Source organism: Streptomyces sp. NPDC053076 (genome assembly GCF_044546845.1).
Classification (GTDB): Bacteria; Actinomycetota; Actinomycetes; order Streptomycetales; family Streptomycetaceae; genus Streptomyces.
In genome coordinates this window covers 64,097-82,224 of the sequence record NZ_JBITZL010000011.1, presented here as the reverse complement: position 1 = coordinate 82,224, position 18,128 = coordinate 64,097, and the positions used below count along the sequence as shown (strand labels likewise).

Annotated in this window: 18 protein-coding genes; 10 read left to right on the top strand and 8 right to left on the bottom strand. The window is 72.3% G+C overall.

Annotation, left to right across the window (positions count from 1 at the left end):
• Positions 1–259: 259 nt before the first annotated feature.
• From ACIGYR_RS33915 to rsmI, 4 genes are all read right to left on the bottom strand, one after another.
• Positions 260–1,762 carry a ubiquitin-like domain-containing protein gene (locus ACIGYR_RS33915; RefSeq protein WP_399607425.1) on the bottom strand — a complete coding sequence of 501 codons (1,503 nt, stop codon included), beginning with the start codon at positions 1,760–1,762 and terminating at the stop codon, positions 260–262.
• 163 nt (positions 1,763–1,925) lie between these two features.
• Positions 1,926–2,825, bottom strand: coding sequence for a TatD family hydrolase (locus ACIGYR_RS33910; RefSeq protein ID WP_399607428.1), 900 nt, complete (start codon positions 2,823–2,825; stop codon positions 1,926–1,928).
• Positions 2,826–2,872: 47 nt separating this feature from the next.
• Positions 2,873–3,304, bottom strand: a complete 432-nt coding sequence (locus tag ACIGYR_RS33905; RefSeq protein WP_399607430.1) for a hypothetical protein — start codon at positions 3,302–3,304, stop codon at positions 2,873–2,875.
• 309 nt (positions 3,305–3,613) lie between these two features.
• Positions 3,614–4,480 (bottom strand): 16S rRNA (cytidine(1402)-2'-O)-methyltransferase, encoded by an 867-nt coding sequence (gene rsmI, locus ACIGYR_RS33900; protein WP_391848035.1) that lies wholly within the window; start codon positions 4,478–4,480, stop codon positions 3,614–3,616.
• 125 nt (positions 4,481–4,605) lie between these two features.
• Between rsmI and ACIGYR_RS33895 the strand changes: the two genes are divergently transcribed.
• The 3 genes from ACIGYR_RS33895 (at position 4,606) to ACIGYR_RS33885 (ending at position 9,858) form a co-directional block, all read left to right on the top strand.
• Positions 4,606–6,363 carry a dolichyl-phosphate-mannose--protein mannosyltransferase gene (locus tag ACIGYR_RS33895; RefSeq protein ID WP_399607433.1) on the top strand — a complete coding sequence of 586 codons (1,758 nt, stop codon included), beginning with the start codon at positions 4,606–4,608 and terminating at the stop codon, positions 6,361–6,363.
• A gap of 105 nt (positions 6,364–6,468) precedes the next feature.
• On the top strand, positions 6,469–8,094 hold the full coding sequence (locus ACIGYR_RS33890) for a penicillin-binding transpeptidase domain-containing protein (protein ID WP_399607436.1): 1,626 nt from the start codon (positions 6,469–6,471) through the stop codon (positions 8,092–8,094).
• Positions 8,095–8,190: 96 nt separating this feature from the next.
• Complete coding sequence (locus ACIGYR_RS33885) at positions 8,191–9,858, top strand: penicillin-binding transpeptidase domain-containing protein (protein WP_399607438.1); 1,668 nt, start codon at positions 8,191–8,193, stop codon at positions 9,856–9,858.
• Here the strand turns inward: ACIGYR_RS33885 and ACIGYR_RS33880 are convergent, their stop codons facing one another.
• The gene (locus tag ACIGYR_RS33880; protein WP_399607441.1) at positions 9,859–10,197 is read right to left on the bottom strand and encodes an SsgA family sporulation/cell division regulator; all 339 of its coding nucleotides are present in this window, start codon (positions 10,195–10,197) and stop codon (positions 9,859–9,861) included. It abuts the gene before it with no gap.
• Positions 10,198–10,389: 192 nt separating this feature from the next.
• On the opposite strand from ACIGYR_RS33880, the gene ACIGYR_RS33875 reads away from it, so the two are divergent.
• The 4 genes from ACIGYR_RS33875 (at position 10,390) to ACIGYR_RS33860 (ending at position 14,264) form a co-directional block, all read left to right on the top strand.
• Positions 10,390–11,436 (top strand): energy-coupling factor ABC transporter permease, encoded by a 1,047-nt coding sequence (locus tag ACIGYR_RS33875; protein WP_391846922.1) that lies wholly within the window; start codon positions 10,390–10,392, stop codon positions 11,434–11,436.
• Position 11,437: 1 nt separating this feature from the next.
• The gene (gene cbiQ / locus ACIGYR_RS33870) at positions 11,438–12,199 is read left to right on the top strand and encodes a cobalt ECF transporter T component CbiQ (RefSeq protein ID WP_391846920.1); all 762 of its coding nucleotides are present in this window, start codon (positions 11,438–11,440) and stop codon (positions 12,197–12,199) included.
• Positions 12,187–12,969, top strand: coding sequence for an energy-coupling factor ABC transporter ATP-binding protein (locus ACIGYR_RS33865; RefSeq protein ID WP_391846918.1), 783 nt, complete (start codon positions 12,187–12,189; stop codon positions 12,967–12,969). The genes cbiQ and ACIGYR_RS33865 overlap by 13 nt, the downstream gene beginning before the upstream one ends.
• A gap of 134 nt (positions 12,970–13,103) precedes the next feature.
• The gene (locus ACIGYR_RS33860; RefSeq protein WP_399607446.1) at positions 13,104–14,264 is read left to right on the top strand and encodes a serine hydrolase domain-containing protein; all 1,161 of its coding nucleotides are present in this window, start codon (positions 13,104–13,106) and stop codon (positions 14,262–14,264) included.
• A gap of 31 nt (positions 14,265–14,295) precedes the next feature.
• Here the strand turns inward: ACIGYR_RS33860 and ACIGYR_RS33855 are convergent, their stop codons facing one another.
• The 3 genes from ACIGYR_RS33855 to ACIGYR_RS33845 all read right to left on the bottom strand — a co-directional run bounded on the left by ACIGYR_RS33855 (position 14,296) and on the right by ACIGYR_RS33845 (position 15,698).
• Positions 14,296–14,571, bottom strand: coding sequence for a DUF1876 domain-containing protein (locus ACIGYR_RS33855; protein WP_391846914.1), 276 nt, complete (start codon positions 14,569–14,571; stop codon positions 14,296–14,298).
• A gap of 108 nt (positions 14,572–14,679) precedes the next feature.
• Positions 14,680–15,525, bottom strand: a complete 846-nt coding sequence (locus ACIGYR_RS33850; protein ID WP_399607449.1) for an EamA family transporter — start codon at positions 15,523–15,525, stop codon at positions 14,680–14,682.
• Complete coding sequence (locus ACIGYR_RS33845) at positions 15,522–15,698, bottom strand: hypothetical protein (protein WP_399607452.1); 177 nt, start codon at positions 15,696–15,698, stop codon at positions 15,522–15,524. Before ACIGYR_RS33845 ends, ACIGYR_RS33850 begins: the two co-directional genes overlap by 4 nt.
• 199 nt (positions 15,699–15,897) lie before the next feature.
• On the opposite strand from ACIGYR_RS33845, the gene ACIGYR_RS33840 reads away from it, so the two are divergent.
• The 3 genes from ACIGYR_RS33840 to ACIGYR_RS33830 are packed head-to-tail and all read left to right on the top strand — an operon-like array spanning position 15,898 to position 18,087.
• Entirely contained in the window at positions 15,898–16,443 is a 546-nt protein-coding gene (locus tag ACIGYR_RS33840; protein WP_399607454.1) for a hypothetical protein, read from the top strand.
• Complete coding sequence (locus ACIGYR_RS33835; RefSeq protein WP_399607456.1) at positions 16,443–17,582, top strand: hypothetical protein; 1,140 nt, start codon at positions 16,443–16,445, stop codon at positions 17,580–17,582. Before ACIGYR_RS33840 ends, ACIGYR_RS33835 begins: the two co-directional genes overlap by 1 nt.
• A gap of 4 nt (positions 17,583–17,586) precedes the next feature.
• On the top strand, positions 17,587–18,087 hold the full coding sequence (locus ACIGYR_RS33830) for a hypothetical protein (protein WP_399607458.1): 501 nt from the start codon (positions 17,587–17,589) through the stop codon (positions 18,085–18,087).
• The last annotated feature ends 41 nt before the right edge of the window (positions 18,088–18,128 follow it).

Sequence of the window (18,128 nt, the reverse complement as noted above, 5' to 3'; positions counted from 1 at the left end):
ACGGGGCCGCCACCACGCATTCCGCCCACGCCCGGCCCGCCCTCGACGCCCCGCCCGGACACCCACCCGCCTCGCACTCCCGGCTGGGACACCCACGCGCGCCCAGCACCACCCGCTCCCGGACACCCACGCACCTCCGGCAGACCACCGGACGCCCGCTCGCCCCGGTCGTCCCGCATGCCCCGAGCGCCCCGCTGCCCCAGGCGCCCCGCGCGCCCCGGGCCTTTCCGGCGCACGCCCTGTCGCGCACACCCGGCGCCTACTTGTGCAGGCGTGCCCCGCAGTGGGGCCAGGGGGTCGCGCCGCGGCTCGTGTAGAGCTTCTTCGCGCGGTACGTCTGCTCCTCCGCGGGGGCGTTCTGGGGGCGCCCCCTGCCGCCGAGACTGTGCCAGGTACGCGTGTCGAACTGGTACAGCCCGCCGTACGTCCCCGAGGGGTCGACCGCGTTCGGCCGGCCGCCGGACTCGCAGACGGCGAGCCCGTGCCAGTCCAGCTCGTCGGCGCCGTGCACGGAGACGGGCCGCGGCTTGGTGCCCACCTTCACGAGCTGCGTGCGCGGCGTGCGCACCACCTCGGACTTCTCGCGGCGCGGCTTCTGTCCGACCCCATTGACGGTGCGGACGAAGTAGGTGGTGCGGCGCAGGCCGGGCTGACCGGGCCGGGCGACGACCTCGGTGCCCTTGAAGAGCGACGGATCCTCGGTCCGCTCGACCTCGAACGGGATCTGCTCCTCCTGGATCTCCCGCCTGCCGCTCACCCGCAGCACGGTCACCGTCTGCCCGTCGCGCGGGAAGCTGTCCGGCGCGACGGAGGTGGTGTCCTGGCCGTGCAGGGTGATCCCGGCCTCCTCGATCGCCTCGCGGACGGTGGCCGCGTTGGTGCGGACGGTGCGGGCCCGGCCGTCCGCCATGACCGTGACCGCGCGCTCGGTGCGCACGTCGAGCGCGAGACCGGCGCGTCCGATGCGCTGTGAGCGCGACGCGGACAGATAGGCGCCCTCGGCGCGCACCCCCAGTTCGTCCAGCGCGCCCTCCACTGTGGGCGCCGTCGTCCACACCTGGTGCCGCCGGCCGTCCAGCGTGAGCCGTACGGGGCGCCCGTACCGCACCGTGATCGCATCGCCGCTGGCGAGCGCGGCGCCCGGGGCGGGCGCGATCATGTCGTGCGTCCCTGTGCGTACGCCCTGCTCGGTGAGCAGCTCGCCCACGCTGTCGGCGAAGGTGTGCAGGGTGCGTTGTCTGCCTTCGACGTTCAGCTCGATCGCCTTGTCCTCGGCGACGAAGGCCGTGGTGCCGCCGGCGAGGAAGGCCACGACCAGCGCCTGCGGCAGCAGGCGGCGCACGGCGGATTCCGGGCGTTCGGAGTACCGGGCCCGGCGTCGGCGCGCGCCCCGCCCGTTCGGTTCGGTACGCGCGTCCCGCTCGTCCGCCTCCGCGTCCACGTCGTGGGCGCCGCCCCCGCGTGCCTCTTCCCGTACCGGCGCCCCCCCGGTCTGCCGGGGCAGCACCGGCTCGTCGACGCGCGCGTGTGCCGGTGCCTGCGCGTGCGCCCTCGTCTCGTACGCGGGCCGGTACGTGTCCTCGTACCGCGCCTGGTGAACCGTGGCGTCCGGCGCGGTCACCCCTCGCGGTACCTCGTCGTACGCCGGTACCCCGTACACCGTCTCCGCGTCGTGCAGGCCGGGCCACGCGCCGCCCGGTGCGCCCGGGGGCGCGGCGTAGGGGCCGTACGCCGCAAAGGTCTCGTACTGGGAGTTGCTCACGCCGACACGCTCCAGAGGGCCCGAAGGCCAGAGGGGTCCGGATCGGGCCCAGAACCTAGCGGAGCGTCCGTCACTCTCCAAAGCGGCGCGACTACGTACGGTCGCGGTGGGACCCGAGCCGCACCCGGCCGGGCGTTATCGGCCGGTTATGATCAATGCACTCTCAGTAACCGAAGGCGCGGGCCGTGTTCGCGCCCAGCGCCGTCGCCAGCGCGTCCTCGTCGATGCCGCGCACGGCGGCCATCGCGCGGACCGTGACCGGAATGAGATACGGGGCGTTGGGCCGTCCGCGGTACGGCGCCGGGGTGAGGAAGGGCGCGTCCGTCTCCACGAGGACCAGTTCCAGCGGGGCGACGGCGAGGGCGTCCCGCAGGTTCTGGGCGTTCTTGAAGGTGACGTTGCCGGCGAAGGACATGAAGTAACCCTCGCGGGCGCAGATCTCGGCCATCTCGGCGTCGCCGGAGTAGCAGTGGAAGACGGTGCGCTCGGGGGCGCCCTCCTCCTTGAGGACCCGCAGCACGTCGGCGTGCGCGTCGCGGTCGTGGATCACGAGCGCCTTGCCGTGCCGCTTGGCGATCTCGATGTGCGCGCGGAAGGAGCGCTCCTGTGCCGCCTTGCCCTCGGGGCCGGTGCGGAAGTGATCGAGGCCCGTCTCGCCGACGCCCTTCACCTGGGGCAGCCCGGCCAGCCGGTCGATCTCGGCGAGGGCCTCGTCCAGTGCCGCGTCGCCGCCCGGTGCGCGGGCGCCCTGCCGGGACCAGCCGTCGGGGTCGCCGTGGACGATGCGCGGCGCCTCGTTGGGGTGGAGGGCGACGTTGGCGTGGACGTTCTCGTGGGCGGCGGCGGTCTCGGCGGCCCACCGCGATCCCTTGATGTCGCAGCCGACCTGGACGACCGTCGTGACGCCCACCGAAGCGGCCTTCGCCAGGCCCTCCTCGACCGTGCCGGACTGCATGTCGAGGTGGGTGTGGGAGTCGGCGACGGGCACCCGCAGGGGGGCCGGGAGCGGCGGTGCCGCTTTCTTGTCGTCGCCCTTGGGGCTCGGGCCGGCGTTCGAAGGCATGCCCCGATCCTACGAAAGGGGCATGCCGTCGCGGGCCGGTGAGCCGGTCAGCCGGCCTTGCGCTGGAACGGGTGCAGGAGATCGGACAGGTGCCAGTGGTGCGGTTCCCTGGCCGGTACGGCCTTTTGCGGGTCCGCGGCCGGTGCGGGTACCTGCGGCGCCTCGACCGGGCCGGCCTGCGGCCCCGGGTGGTGCTGCCGCTCGGCCACACTGCGCACCGAGGAGACCTGGCCCGCGCGCATGATGCGCACCACATGGCCGTCGCAGTTCTGGCAGTTCGGCCGGCTCAACGGCGACGGCACGACCCGGCCGTCGGCCACGTAGAGCACGAACTGCGCCCCCTGGGCATCCGTGTGGTGCTCTATCTCGTACGACTGCTCCCAGCCGTGCCCGCAGCGCATGCAGGCGAATGAATACGACTCGTGAACGACGGCTGTGGCCGTACCGCGGAGGCCGGTCTGCCCTGCTATGTCACTCATGCCAGCTCCTGTGGTCCGCTGGACAAGCACCCCGGCGCGGGGAATCCCCCCACAAGCGCTGGGGTGAGGGACGGGTGCGTCCCTTCGACCAGTGGACGCCTCTCGGGGCGCGAATGCAGCAGGGCTGTCGAGTGTTGGAGGCGATTTGGTCGTCGCTTGCCCAAGCGGCTCGAATGAGACGGCTGAGCTTTGCCATCGACGCCGACGCTTTGCTCCCCCATGGGGCGGGGAGGCGCCCCATGGGGCGCGGGGGACGGCGCGAAAGCCACGACGCCCCGCACTCCGCGCCGGGCCCCACCCCCCACGGCGCTACCCGGGAAGACCCCCGTCACCCACCGCACGTTTGGCCGCCACCACGGCGTCGAAGACGACTCGCTTGGGCAGCCCTGCCTCGACCGCCACCGCCGCGATGGCCTCCTTGCGGCGCTCGCCGGCCTCCTCCCGCACCCGCACCCGGCGGACCAGCTCCGCGGCGTCCAGCTCCTCGGGCCCGGTCTCGGGCGCGCCCTCGACCACGACGGTGATCTCCCCGCGCACGCCCTCCGCGGCCCAGCGCGCCAGCTCGGCCAGCGGACCGCGCCGTACCTCCTCGTAGGTCTTGGTCAGCTCGCGGCAGACGGCGGCCCGCCGGTCCGCGCCGAAGACCTCGGCCATGGCGGCGAGGGTGTCGTCGAGCCGGTGCGGGGCCTCGAAGTAGACGAGGGTGCGCCGCTCGGCCGCGACCTCGCGCAGCCGGGACAGCCGCTCGCCGGCCTTGCGCGGCAGGAAGCCCTCGAAGCAGAACCGGTCGACGGGCAGCCCGGACAGGGCGAGCGCGGTGAGCACGGCGGACGGCCCGGGCACGGCGGTGACCCGGATGTCCTGTTCCACCGCGGCGGCCACCAGCCGGTACCCGGGGTCGGAGACGGAGGGCATGCCGGCGTCGGTCACCAGCAGCACGCGCGCGCCGCCGAGCAGCTCGGTGACCAGCTCGGGGGTGCGGGCGGACTCGTTGCCCTCGAAGTACGACAGGACGCGGCCCCTGGGCGTGACGCCCAGCGCCTGGGTGAGCCGGCGCAGCCGCCGGGTGTCCTCGGCGGCGACCACGTCGGCGCCGGCCAGCTCCTCGGCCAGCCGGGGCGGCGCGTCCGCGATCTCACCGATGGGGGTACCTGCCAGGACAAGGGTTCCAGTCACCCCCCTATCCTTCCAGGAGTTCCGGGGCCGGTTCCGGGCGCCCGCGAACGGGGGAATCCGACCGTGTCCCGACCGGTACCGCGCATGCGCGGGACTCCCACAGAACGGTTCCCTACGATGGCGCGGTGACCAGTACCGCGTCCTCCATGGACCTCCGGCAGGGCCAGGCACCGCACGACCCGCGGCCGTCGTGGCAGCAGCGGCTGCGCCGCTTCGGCTACGTACCGGCCAAGGACGCGCCCGCGGGCGACGTACGCGACCGGCTGGTGCCCCCGTACGCGGAGCCGGGCCCGCGGCTGTGGCGGGCGCTCGGCACGTCGCCGGTCCTCGCGGAGCGGATCACGCGCTGGTCGGGCTGGGGCGGGCCGCTGCTGGTGACGCTGTTCGCGGGCGTGCTGCGGTTCTGGAACCTGGGCAGCCCGCGGGCGGTGATATTCGACGAGACGTACTACGCCAAGGACGCCTGGGCGCTCGTCCACCGCGGTTTCGAGGTCAGCTGGGACCGGTACGGCAAGAACGCCAACGACCTGGTGCTCCAGCAGCACGGCCACCTCGCGGTCCCGACGGACCCGGCGTACGTGGTGCACCCGCCGGTCGGCAAGTACGTGATCGGGCTCGGCGAGCTGATCTTCGGGTTCGACCCGTTCGGCTGGCGGTTCATGACGGCGCTGCTGGGGACGCTGAGCGTGCTGCTGCTGTGCCGGATCGGCCGCCGCATCTTCCGCTCGACGTTCCTGGGCTGCCTCGCGGGCGCGCTGATGGCGGTGGACGGCCTGCACTTCGTGATGAGCCGGACCTCGCTGCTCGACGGCGTGCTGATGTTCTTCGTGGTGGCCGCGTTCGGCTGTCTGGTCGTCGACCGGGACCGGGCCCGGGAGAGACTGGCCGCCGCGCTGCCCGTGGAGCCGGACGGCCGGGTCCGGCCGGACGCGCACATCGCCGACACCTTCCGCTTCGGGTGGCGCCCCTGGCGCTGGGGGGCCGGGCTGATGCTGGGCCTGGCCGCCGGCACGAAGTGGAACGGCCTGTACGTCCTGGCCGCGTTCTGTGTGCTGACGGTCCTGTGGGACGTCGGCACCCGCAAGGTGGCCGGCGCCTCTCACCCGTACGCCGCCGCTCTCAAGTACGACACCGGCATCGCCTTCGTGGCGACGGTCCCGGTGGCGCTGGTGGTGTACGTGGTCTCCTGGACCGGCTGGATCCTCTCCCCGGCCGACGGCACGGGCGGCTACTACCGCAACTGGGCGGCCACCGACGGCAAGGGCGGCACCTGGGCGTTCCTGCCGGACTGGCTGCGCAGCCTGTGGCACTACGAGCACGAGGTCTACAACTTCCACGTCCACCTGGACCAGCCGCACACGTACCAGTCCAACCCGTGGAGCTGGCTCGTGCTGGGCCGCCCGGTGTCGTACTTCTACGAGTCCCCCTCCCCCGGCGCCGACGGCTGCCCGGCGGACGCGGGCCAGAAGTGCGCCCGGGAGGTGCTGGCGATCGGCACGCCGCTGCTGTGGTGGGCGGCCTGCTTCGCGATCGTCTACGTGCTGTGGCGCTGGGCGTTCCGCCGCGACTGGCGGGCCGGTGCCATCGCGTGCGGGATCGCGGCCGGTTACCTGCCCTGGTTCCTGTACCAGGAGCGGACGATCTTCCTCTTCTACGCGGTCGTCTTCCTGCCGTTCCTGTGTCTGGCGGTGGCGATGATGATCGGCGCGATCATCGGCCCGCCGGGTTCCGGCGACACCCGCCGACTGGTGGGCGCCTCGGCGGCGGGCGTCCTGGTGCTGCTGATCGCCTGGAACTTCATCTACTTCTGGCCCCTGTACACCGGCACCGCCATCCCGATCGACGACTGGCGGTCGCGGATGTGGCTGGACACCTGGGTCTGATCACGGTTCAACAACGCCTGCCACGGCGGCGCCGCAACCGCTTACAGTGCTCCCGGCACCGGCTTGAACACGTTCAACCGGCTGAACGGGGAGGGGAATCCGCGCATGCGCAACGGGGTCAAGGCGGTCGTCGTAGGCGGCGTGTGCGTCACGCTGCTGAGCGGGGCCGGTTACGGGGTCTACAACCTCGCGTCGGCGCTGAACGGTGACGGCGGCGCGGCGGCGGCGAGGACGGGCCCGCCCAGCGGCTCCGAGGTGCAAGAGGCGGCGAGAGCGTTCCTCGCCGCCTGGGAGAAAGGCGACGCGCTGACCGCGGCGTCGTACACGAACTACCCGGAGGCGGCCCAGCAGCTGCTGACGGCCTACGGCGACGACGCGCACATCGGCGAGGTGCGGATCACGCCCGGCAGGGCCACCGGTGACACGGTGCCCTTCACGGTGAAGGCGACGGTGTCGTACGGCGGCAGGTCCCACCCGCTGTCCTACCGGAGCACCCTGACCGTCGTACGCGGCGAGACCTCGCACCGCGCGCTGGTCGACTGGCGGCCCTCCGTCGTCCACCCGCGCCTGGGCAAGGGGGACACGCTCGCCACCGGCGAGTCGGCGGCTCCGGAGATCGAGGCCGTGGACCGCGACGGGAAGGTCCTGACGCGCAGGAAGTACCCGTCACTCGGCCCGATCCTGGACGAACTGCGCCGACGGTACGGCGACCGGACCGGCGGCCGGCCGGGTGTGGAGATGGTGATACGCCATCAGGCGGCGGCGGACGGCAGCCAGGCCGCGGACACCACGCTCCTCACCCTGGCCAAGGGCAGGCCCGGCAAGCTCCCGACGACGCTCAGCGCGAGCGCCCAGGCGGCGGCCGAGACGGCCGTCCTGAAGTACCCCGAGTCCTCCGTGGTGGCCGTCAAGCCGAGCACCGGTGAGATCCTTGCCGTCGCCAACAACCGCCGGGACGGCTTCGACGCGGCCCTCCTCGGTGAACGGGCCCCCGGCTCCACGATGAAGATCGTCAGCGCGGCGACCCTGATCGACATCGGCAAGGCCCGCGCGAACGGACCGGCGCCCTGTCCCCCGGACGCCATGTCGGAGGGCCAGACGTTCCACAACCTCAAGGACCTCCAGCCGGACGGGAACGCCACCCTCGCCGACAGCTTCGCCCGCTCCTGCAACACGGCTTTCATCAAGTTCGCGGACGAGGTGAAGGTGGACTCCCTCACCCGGGAGGCCGAGGACCGCTTCGGGCTCGGGCGGAACAACTGGCGGATCGGCGTGCCGTCCTTCGACGGCCGGGTGCCCGCCGCCGGCGGCCCCGACACGGCAGCCGCCCTGATCGGCCAGGGCCAGGTGCAGATGAGCCCGCTGAACATGGCCTCCGTGACGGCGACCGCGACGACCGGCGCCTTCCACCAGCCGGTGATCGTGCCGCTGAAGCTGGACGGCCGCGAACCGGCACGCGCGCGTGGGCTGCCGTCGGGCACCGTCCGGCAGTTGCGGGCGATGATGAACCGCACCGCGCGCAGCGGCACGGCGGCCGGCGTGATGGCCGGGCTGGGCGGGGACGTCGGCGCGAAGACCGGCTCGGCCGAGGTCGACGGGGAGGCCAGGTCGGACAGCTGGTTCGCCGGTTACCGCGATGACGTGGCGGCGGCGGCCATGGTCCAGGACGGCGGGCACGGCATCGACGCCGCCGGGCCGATTGTCGCAAGCGTGCTACGGAACGCCGGCTGACGTCACCCGCCAAGGCGGGGACTTTAAGGTGATTGCCGTCGTTGGGGAGTGTGAGGGCTGCGAAGACCCTGGAAAAGGCGCGGAGGAACTGAGGCTGTGGGCAAGAGAAGGCGCGTCGCCGGGCGACGGAAGATCAGACCCGCCGTGCTCGGCGGCATGATCGCCGTGGTGGTCGGCGGTGCCGGGTTCAGCGTCTACGCGCTGTACGACGGCGGGGCCGCGGCCGACGAGCGGGCCGCCGCCACGGCCGGTCACAGGGCCGTGAAGAGCGGCCCGCTCACCGCGACCGAGGTCCGCACGGCCTCCACCCGCTTCCTCACCGCCTGGCAGCACGGCAAGGTCACCGAGGCGGCGGCCGTGACCGACGAGCCGGCCACCGCCGGCAAGCTGCTCACCGGCTACGCCAAGGACGCCCACCTGAAGGACGTCACGCTCACCCCGGGGACGGCGAAGGGCGCCGAGGTGCCGTTCTCCGTGAAGGCGACGGTCGCCTACCGGGGCCTCAGCAAGCCGCTGGCGTACCGCAGTTCGCTGACCGTCGTGCGCCGGGCGAGCGACGGCGAGCCGCTGGTCGACTGGCACTCGGCCGTCCTCCACCCGGACCTGCGGGACGGTGACACGCTCGTGACCGGCGCGTCCGGCACCCCGCCCGTCAAGGCGCTGGACCGTGACGGCGGCGACATCACGGCCGCCAAGTATCCGTCCCTGGGCACGGTGCTGGACGGGCTGCGGGAGAAGTACGGCAAGCGGGCGGGCGGCACGGCGGGCGTCGAGCTGCGGGTGGTGCGCGGCAAGGCGGCCAAGGCCGCCAAGCTGTCGGACAAGACGCTGGCGGAGCTGAGCAAGGGCACCCCGGGCACGGTGAGGACGACGCTCAGCCCGGCCCTCCAGGCGGCGGCCGAGCAGCAGGTGGCCAAGCGCGCACGCGCCTCCGTGGTCGTCCTGCGGCCCTCGACCGGTGAGATCCTCGCGGTCGCCAACAGCGGGCACGGCTTCAACACCGCCTTCCAGGGTTCCCTCGCGCCCGGCTCCACGATGAAGGTCATCACGTCGTCGCTGCTGCTCGACAAGGGCGTGACGTCGGCGGACAAGCCGCATCCCTGCCCGAAGACGTTCACCTACGGCGGCTGGAAGTTCCACAACGACGACGACTTCGAGATCAAGGGCGGCACCTTCAAGGCGAGCTTCGCCCGGTCCTGCAACACCGCGTTCATCAGCCAGGCGAAGAAGCTGAAGAACGACGACCTGACCAAGCAGGCCCAGCAGGTCTTCGGTCTGTCGATGAACAACTGGGCGATCGGCGTGCCCACCTTCGACGGCTCGGTGCCGGTGCAGTCGGCGGCGCAGATGGCGGCCTCGCTGATCGGGCAGGGCGGGGTGCGCATGAACCCGCTGAACATGGCCTCGGTCGCGGCGACGGTGCGGTCGGGCACCTTCCACCAGCCCTACCTGGTCGCGCCGTCCTTCGACCACCGCACGCTGGCCACCGCCTCGCGCACCATGCCGGCCAAGACGCTGGCCCAGCTGCGGGAGCTGATGCGGTACACGGCCACGAACGGCACCGCCGCGGAGGCGATGTCGGGGCTCGGTCCGGATTACGGCGCGAAGACGGGCTCGGCCGAGGTCGACGGCCAGAAGAAGCCGAACGGCTGGTTCACCGCCTACCGGGGCGACCTCGCCGCCGCGGGCGTCGTGCAGGCGGGCGGACACGGCGGCGACACGGCCGGCCCCGTGGTGGCGACGCTGCTGAAGCTCGGGAGCTGATCAGGTCCGCACCGGTTCGGCGATGTACGTCCGCCGCAGGAACCTGAGCAGGGCCTTCGACTCGAACTGCACCACTTCCACACCGTGGTCGGTGTGGAACTCGACAACGGCCTGGACCCGGCCGCAGGGCCACACCCGGACGTCACCGCTCGCGGCCGGAGTCCGCAGTCCCCGTTCGAGCAGTGCGCGCGCGAAGGTCCACTCGTGCGGTCCGGGAAGGCCGACCCGGACCGACCGGGGATCACTGTCGGGGTCGTACCGCAGCACGACGGGTACGGCCCCCGGGTCCTCCTCGTCCGTGACGATATGAGCGCGCGCGTACTGTTCGACTACAGACATCGGACCGCCCTCTCACGCACCGTGACCTATGTGAAAGCCATGCATCCGCTTTCCATCAAGCGTCGCATACTTTCCGGCAGACGCCCCGGCGAGAGGGAGAACCTCCGGCGCAGGGGGCGGGAGAACCTCCGGCACAAGAGGAGACTCCGTCTCTCTTGCAAGGCATTCGCAACAAGGCCCTAAAATCGACGGGTGCACGTACCTGACGGATTCATAGACGCCCCGACCTCCGCGGTCACCGCAGTGGTCGCCGCCGGCGCCCTCGCGGTCAGCCTGCGCGGCGCCCGCCGCGAACTCGACGAGCGCACCGCCCCGCTGGCCGGCCTGGTCGCGGCGTTCATCTTCGCCGTACAGATGCTGAACTTCCCGGTCGCCGCCGGGACCAGCGGCCATCTGCTCGGCGGGGCGCTCGCCGCGATACTCGTAGGCCCGTACACGGCCGTGCTGTGCGTGTCGGTCGTGCTGCTCATGCAGGGCGTGCTGTTCGCCGACGGCGGCCTCACGGCGCTCGGTGTGAACATCACCGACATGGCGATCGTCACCACCGTGGTGGCGTACGCCGTCTTCCGCGGCCTGCTCGCCGTGCTGCCCCGCAAGCGGCGCTCGGTGACGGTGGCCTCCTTCGTCGCCGCGCTGGTGTCCGTACCCGCCGCCGCGGTCGTCTTCACGCTGATCTACGCGATCGGCGGCACCACCGACGTCTCCATCGGCAAGGTCGCGACCGCGATGATCGGCGTGCATGTGCTGATCGGCATCGGTGAGGCGGTCATCACCGCGCTCACGGTCGGCGCCGTCGTCGCCGTACGCCCGGACCTGGTGCACGGTGCGCGCGGTCTGCGGCAGCGGCTCCAGTTGCGGGTGAACGGCGCTCTGGTGGAGGCGCCCGCATCGCCCACCACGCCCGTGGCGGCGCGCACCTCCCGGCGCACGCTGTGGGTGACCGGCCTCGTCACCTCCCTCGTCCTCGCCGGTTTCGTCAGCTTCTACGCCTCCGCGAACCCCGACGGCCTGGAGAAGGTCGCGCACGACAAGGGGATCGACAAGAAGGAGGAGAAGCACGCCGCGGCCGACTCACCGCTCGCCGACTACGGCGTCAAGGACGTCTCCGACGCCCGGCTGTCCGGCGGTCTCGCCGGAGTGATCGGTGTGGGCGTCACCGTCGTCGCGGGCAGCGCGGTGTTCTGGGCGCTGCGCAGGCGGCGCAACGACGACGTGTCCCCCGTGAGCACCGGCGTCTGACGTGGGAGCCGGACACGCGCACAGGCTCTACCGGCACGGGCACTCGCCCGTGCACGGCCTGCCGCCGCACACCAAGCTCGCCGCCGCGTTCCTGTTCGTGGTGGTCGTGGTGTCGACCCCGCGCGAGGCGATGTGGGCGTTCGCGGTGTACGCCGTGCTGCTGGCGACCGTCGCCCGCCACGCGCGCGTACCGGCCGGCTTTCTGCTCAAGCGGCTGCTGATCGAGGTGCCGTTCGTCGCGTTCGCGGTGCTCATGCCGTTCGTGGCGGAGGGCGAGCGGGTGCACGTACTGGGGCTCTCGCTGAGCGTGAACGGGCTGTGGGGCGCCTGGAACGTCCTCGCCAAGGGCACGCTCGGCGTCGCCGCCTCCGTGCTGCTGGCCGCCACCACCGAGCTGCGCGAACTCCTGCTCGGGCTGCAACGGCTGAAGCTGCCGCCGCTGCTCGTGCAGATCGCGTCCTTCATGATCCGCTACGGCGATGTCATCACCGACGAGATGCGGCGGATGCGGATCGCCCGTGAGTCGCGCGGCTTCGAGGCGAAGGGCGTGCGGCACTGGGGCGTCCTCGCCAAGTCCGCCGGCGCGCTGTTCATCCGCTCCTACGAACGCGGGGAGCGTGTGCACCTGGCCATGGTGAGCCGGGGCTACGCGGGCGCGATGCCGGTCATCGACGAGGTGACCGCGTCCGGCGCGCAGTGGCGGCACGCCCTGGCACTCCCCTGCGCCGCCCTCGTCGTCTGTCTGCTGGGATGGGTCCTGTGAGTACTGCTACGCCTGCACCTTCGCTGGAGGTCTCCGGCCTCGCCTTCGCCTACCCGGACGGGCACCAGGCCCTGTTCGGCGTGGACTTCTCCCTCGCGCGCGGCGAACGGGTCGCCCTCCTCGGCCCCAACGGCGCCGGCAAGACGACCCTGGTGCTGCACCTCAACGGCATCCTGGGCGGCGGCACCGGCACGGTGACCGTGGCCGGGCTGCCGGTGGGCAAGGAGCACATGGCCGCGATCCGGCAGAAGGTCGGCATCGTCTTCCAGGACCCGGACGACCAGTTGTTCATGCCGACCGTGCGGGAGGACGTGGCGTTCGGGCCGGCCGCCGCCGGGATCAAGGGCGCCGCGCTGGCGGAGCGGGTGCGCACCGCGCTGGAGCGGGTCGGGATGCAGGACTTCGCCGACCGCCCGCCGCACCACCTCTCCTTCGGGCAGCGCCGGCGCGTCGCGGTGGCCACCGTGCTCGCCATGGAGCCGGAGATCCTGGTCCTGGACGAGCCGTCCTCCAACCTCGACCCCGCCTCCCGCCGCGAACTCGCCGACATTCTGCGATCGCTGGACGTCACGGTCCTCATGGTCACGCACGACCTGCCGTACGCCCTGGAGCTGTGCCCGCGCTCGCTCGTCCTCAGCGACGGCGTGATCGTGGCGGACGGTCCGACCGCCGGGCTGCTCTCCGACGACGCGCTGATGCGGGCGCACCGCCTGGAGCTGCCGTTCGGTTTCGATCCGCGCTCGGTGGCCCGGGTGCCGGGGCACGCGTGACCGCCGTGTCGGGCGTCAGGCCGTTGCGCCACCCCTGAGAGAGACCTCACGTCCACCCCCCTGCCGCCGAGGAATCGCAGGCGATCAGGCAATGTTGCACCCACTGTCGCAGGCGATCGGAAGGGACGGCGGGCGTGGACGTGAACGGCAGTGTGGCCGAGGGCTTCGAGCCGGTCAGGGAGGCGTTCGCAGCGAACTTCGCGCTGCTCGGCGAGCGCGGCGCGGCCGTGGCCGTCTACCGCGACGGGCACAAGGTCGTGGACCTGTGGGCCGGTACGAAGGACGTGGACGGCGAGACCCCCTGGCAGCCCGGAACCGCGCAGATCGTGCGTTCCGCCACCAAGGGCGTCGCCGCCGCCGCGCTGCTGCTCCTGCACCAGCGCGGCGAGCTGGACCTGGACGCCCCGGTCGGCACGTACTGGCCGGAGTACAAGGCCGCCGGCAAGGAGCACACGCGCGTGCGGGACCTGCTCGCGCACCGCGCGGGCGTGCCGGTACTGGACCGTCCGCTGACCCCCGCCGAGGCCGCCGACCCCGACCTCGGTGCCGCGGCGGTCGCCGCCCAGGCGCCGGTCTGGGAGCCGGGCACGGACCACGGCTACCACGCCCAGACCTACAGCTGGCTCATCGGCGAGCTGCTCCGCCGGATCACCGGCCGTCCTGTCGGCGAGTGGGTGGCGGACGAGATCGCCGGCCCCGTCGGCGCGGGCCTGTGGCTCGGCCTGCCGGAGTCGGAGCAGGCGCGCGTGGGCCGTGTCGGCCCCGCGTCCGCGCCGCAGAGCGCCGGCGGCCTGAAGACCCGCCCCAAGCGCGCTGTGGCCGAGGCGTACGCCGACCCGGACTCACTCACCCGCCGCGCGTTCGCCGCGATCACCCCGCTCCCCGACGAGAACTCCGCCTCCTACCGCGCCGCCGCCCTGCCCGCGTCCAACGGCATCGCCACCGCCGACGGGCTGGCCCGCTTCTACGCCTCGCTGATCGGCGAGGTGGAAGGCGGCACCCGCCTGTTCACCCCGCGGACCAGGGAGCTGGCCCGCGCCGAGCAGTCCGCCGGAGCGGACCGGGTCCTGGTGGTCAACACCCGCTTCGGGCTCGGCTACATGCTGCACGGCGCCGCCTCCCCGCTGCTCTCCCCCGGCTCCTTCGGCCACCCCGGCCGCGGCGGCGCCCTCGGCTTCGCCGACCCGGAGACCGGCATCTCCTTCGGCTACGTCACCAACGGCTTCCGGCAGAGCGTGACGGCGGACCCGAGGGCGCAGGCGCTGGTACGAGCCGTACGCGCGGCGCTCGCCTGAGCCGCCGGCGTCCCGGCACGCCCGGCCGGCGTCACGCGTGGATCGGGTGCGAGATCCGCCCGGAGTCCGCGTCGATCTCCTCGTGGGCCTTGGTCAGCAGTTGCATGGCCAGCTCGTTCAGCGCTCGGGCGCCGGCGATCTCCTCGCCGACCCGGGGCTGGTTCGCGTCGACGTTGTGCCTGCTGGCACGGCCGTGTCCGCGCACCTCGGTGCCGTCGGGCAGGCGCACCATGGCCACCGCGCGCGTGTGCTGATCGTCCTCCATGAACTCCAGCTCGACGTGCCATCCGACAGTGGTGTGCATCATGACGACCACCTCCGAGAATCGCTGCTTCCAGGGTGCGCCACGCCACCCCGGCCCGTCATGTCGGCACCGGGGACGGCGGCGACGTCGCGCCGCGCACCGCCCCGCGCGCTATCCGGCGTGCAGCATCAGCCCGATCCCCACGACCAGCAGGGCCGCCGCCGCGACCCGGGGCGCGCCGAAGCGCTCCTTGAAGAACAGCGCGCCGATGGCCGCGCCGACGATGATGGACGACTCGCGCAGCGCGGCGATCGGGGCGAGCGCGGCACGGGTCTGGGCCCACAGGACCAGGGCGTACGCGGCGACGGACAGGGCGGCGCCCAGGAGGCCGAGGGCGGCGTACGGCCGGAGCAGTCGTACCGTGTCGCCCCGCGCGCGTGCGTACAGGAACGCGGGAACCGCGGATCCCTGGAGGGCCACGAGCCAGGCGATGTATCCGAGGGGCGCATGCGCCGCCCGCACGCCCAGACCGTCGATGACCGTGTACGCGGCGATCGTGAGGCCGGTCGCCAGGGCCGCGCCGATCGCCGCCCAGTCGGGCCGGTTCCCCCGCAGCCCCCACAGGCTGACGCCGGTCAGACCGAGGCAGGACACGGCGATGCCGGCGCTCGCCCAGACACCGGGCACCTCGTGCGCGAAGACGGCGGCGAGCACGGTGACCACGAGCGGGGCGCTGCCGCGCGCGAGGGGGTACGCCTGCCCGAACTCGCCCAGCCGGAACGAGGTCATCAGCAGCGCGTAGTAGACGATGTGCACGACCGCCGAGGCGAACAGGTACGGCCAGGCGGGCCCCGCCGGGAACGGCACGAACGGTGTCGCCGCGAGCCCGATCAGCAGCCCGCCGCCCGATATCAGGGCGAAGCCGACAAGCTTGTCGGTGATGCGGTGGGCGATGGCGTTCCAGCCGGCATGGGTGACGGCGGCGAGCAGCACGGCCGCCGCGACGAGCGGTGTCACGCGGTCCGGCTCGGTTCGCCGCCGGTGGCGGCGGCCCCGGCCGCGGTCCGGGACGCCTCCGGGAACCGCCGGGCGCGGGCGCGGACATCGGCCGGCCCGAGCGCCCGCGGCGCTGCGGCGAACCGGGGGTGAGCCCCGCACTCTTCGGCGTCGGTGGCGGCTGTCGTCGTCATGAGGGGCACGGTACGACATGATCGGTGCCGGGCTCAGGGGATTTCGCTGCCGCACTTCGCACGGCCCGCAGGACCGTTCGACGGAACCCGGCTGCCCGTCCTTGATCACCCCGCTGCCATGATGATGACCCGGCCATTGCCGGAGATCGATCATGTCATGCCCTGCCGCGCAGGCGGCCGGGCCGTCGGGGGATCACACGTGAGCGAAAGCAAAGCGGTACCAGGGGATGACAAGCTCCCTGAGCCGGACCGGTCGAAACTGCCGCTGTCTCCGGACGAGATCAAACGGCACGGCGTCCTGCCGGGCTTCGAAGGGCTCCACACGGCGCCGCCCGCCGACAGCACCGTCGACCCGCTGGACCTGCCGCAGTTCCGTCCGCCGCCCGGGTTCATCAAGCCGCCGCAGCCTCCCGCCGGCTCGGGGGACGATCTGAAGATCGCTCCGGGCGTGCTCAAGAACGCCGCCGGTCAGGCGGACGACATCCGCGACGCCTTCTACAAGCCGGCCGCCTCGCTGGAGGAGCCGGCCCGGAAGGCCGCACGGGCCTTGGGGACGCTGGAGTCCGCCCTGGCGATCCAGCTCGCCCACCGGCAGTGGGAGCGACAGGCCGGCACGGTGACAGCGTGGCTGGCCCATATCGCCGAGAGCCTGCGGTCGAGCGACGGCACCTACACCAGGACCGACGTCGCCGTCGGGCTGACGGCGAACCGGCTGCGCGTCCGGTCGGCGCTGGAGGACTACTGATGGGCAGCACCTTCTTCGAGGATCTACTGGCCGCGGACCTGTCGGTCCTGGACGACCTGGCGGACCGGTGGGAGGGCGTTCACCGCGACATCAAGGGTCTCGGCAAGCGCATGCACGACGAGGTCCTCAGCCCGCTGCGCAACAAGGGCTACTGGGAAGGCGTCGCGGCCCCGTACGCCTGGAGGATGATCGACGACATCCAGCGTCAGCTGGAGGACGCCACGAAGGTGGCGGACGCCGCGCGGCGTGTGATCGAGGACGCGGTGGGCGATCTGAAGTCCGCCCAGAAAGACCTCAAGGACGCCGTCCGGCGGGCCGGGGAGAAGGGCCTCCACATCAACAAGGACGGCACCCTGGCTCGCGACGTCGTCGGCGGCGCCTGCAAGATCGCTCTCACCGACGAGGAACGCGAGACCATCGAGACGGCGCAGCGGGAGATGGCGCGGATCCTCGAACGTGGCGTCTCGGCCGATCGCAACCTGGCCTACAGCCTGGCGTCGGACATCGGCCTCGGACAGTGGTTCAACGACGACCCGAAGTTCACGGACATCGACTCCACGAGGAAGATCGGGGAGGACGAGTACAGCGCGCTCAGCCTCGCCATGCGGGGAGCGGACCCCTATCCGGCGCACAGTTCGGACGACCCGTACTCGCTCGGCTGGGACTGGGTGACCGGCGACGGGACCCGGCACCGTGAGTACCACGACGGTGACGAGATGACCGAGCTGATCCGGTCCAGCGAAAGCATGAAGCAACTACGGCTGGACACGCTCGACCAGTTCCGCGACAAAGGCCAGCCCGAGGGCAACGTCTCGTACTCGATCTCGTCGGGCGGCAAGCTGGGCGCGCTGAAGAAGCTCGTCACCACGGACATCCCCGCGATCGCCACCGGCGACGAGGACCATCTCGGCGAGGCGTTCACGGGTTCGTACAACCTGCACTACACGGTCAAGGGCGAGGATCCCGACGGCTCGCTGGTCGTCGAGTACCAGCTGCACAACAACACGAGCAACGAGTCGTTCCTGCACTACGTCGGCTACTACGACTGGCTCGAGAAGTTCAACCGTGACAAAGGCGTCTTCTCGTCCGTGGACCAGGAGATCGTCTGGACGGAACGCATTCCGGCGAAAGGGAAGTAGACCGGTGTCCCGAGTTCTCCTGACGGGCGGGCGTCCGCGCCTGGTGACGGCCGCCGCCGTACTGGGCCTGCTGACTCCGCTGGCCGCCTGCTCCTCCGCGTCCACCGCCGTCGAGGCGTGCATGGCCAGGCAGGCGAAGTCCGTCACCTCCGGGGAAGTGGCCGGAACCTACCGGGGAGAGGCGCACGCCAAGGGCGCGACGATCACTCTCACGGCGTCGGACAACCACACCGGCGGGACAGTCACCGTGCGCAACTGGCCGACCGGTGACTGGTACAGGAGCGAACTCGGCGACACCTTCGACGGCTCCGGCACCTGGGATGTGGCGGGAGGTTACAGCGCCGACGATCACGGACAGGTCCATCTCTCCTTCACCGCCCCGGAACTCTTCCTGCGCGGCTACACCGTCGACACTCTGTCGGTCGCCGCGGACCCCGAGCGGACCTTCCTCTACGAGGACGACGACCCGGACGTGTGCCCGGTGTTCCGCCTGCGGCACACATGACGGCACGCGTGAGAAAGAGCCGGTGAGGGTGCGGCCCGTCC

What these genes read in the sequence shown, in the direction of transcription:
- ACIGYR_RS33890 (WP_399607436.1), top strand. Translation starts at nt 6,469, where the DNA reads ATGCGCAACGGGGTCAAGGCGGTCGTCGTAGGCGGCGTGTGCGTCACG.
- ACIGYR_RS33855 (WP_391846914.1), bottom strand. Translation starts at nt 14,571, where the DNA reads ATGATGCACACCACTGTCGGATGGCACGTCGAGCTGGAGTTCATGGAG.
- ACIGYR_RS33845 (WP_399607452.1), bottom strand. Translation starts at nt 15,698, where the DNA reads ATGACGACGACAGCCGCCACCGACGCCGAAGAGTGCGGGGCTCACCCC.
- ACIGYR_RS33905 (WP_399607430.1), bottom strand. Translation starts at nt 3,304, where the DNA reads ATGAGTGACATAGCAGGGCAGACCGGCCTCCGCGGTACGGCCACAGCC.
- ACIGYR_RS33910 (WP_399607428.1), bottom strand. Translation starts at nt 2,825, where the DNA reads ATGCCTTCGAACGCCGGCCCGAGCCCCAAGGGCGACGACAAGAAAGCG.
- ACIGYR_RS33865 (WP_391846918.1), top strand. Translation starts at nt 12,187, where the DNA reads ATGGGTCCTGTGAGTACTGCTACGCCTGCACCTTCGCTGGAGGTCTCC.
- ACIGYR_RS33835 (WP_399607456.1), top strand. Translation starts at nt 16,443, where the DNA reads ATGGGCAGCACCTTCTTCGAGGATCTACTGGCCGCGGACCTGTCGGTC.
- ACIGYR_RS33880 (WP_399607441.1), bottom strand. Translation starts at nt 10,197, where the DNA reads ATGTCTGTAGTCGAACAGTACGCGCGCGCTCATATCGTCACGGACGAG.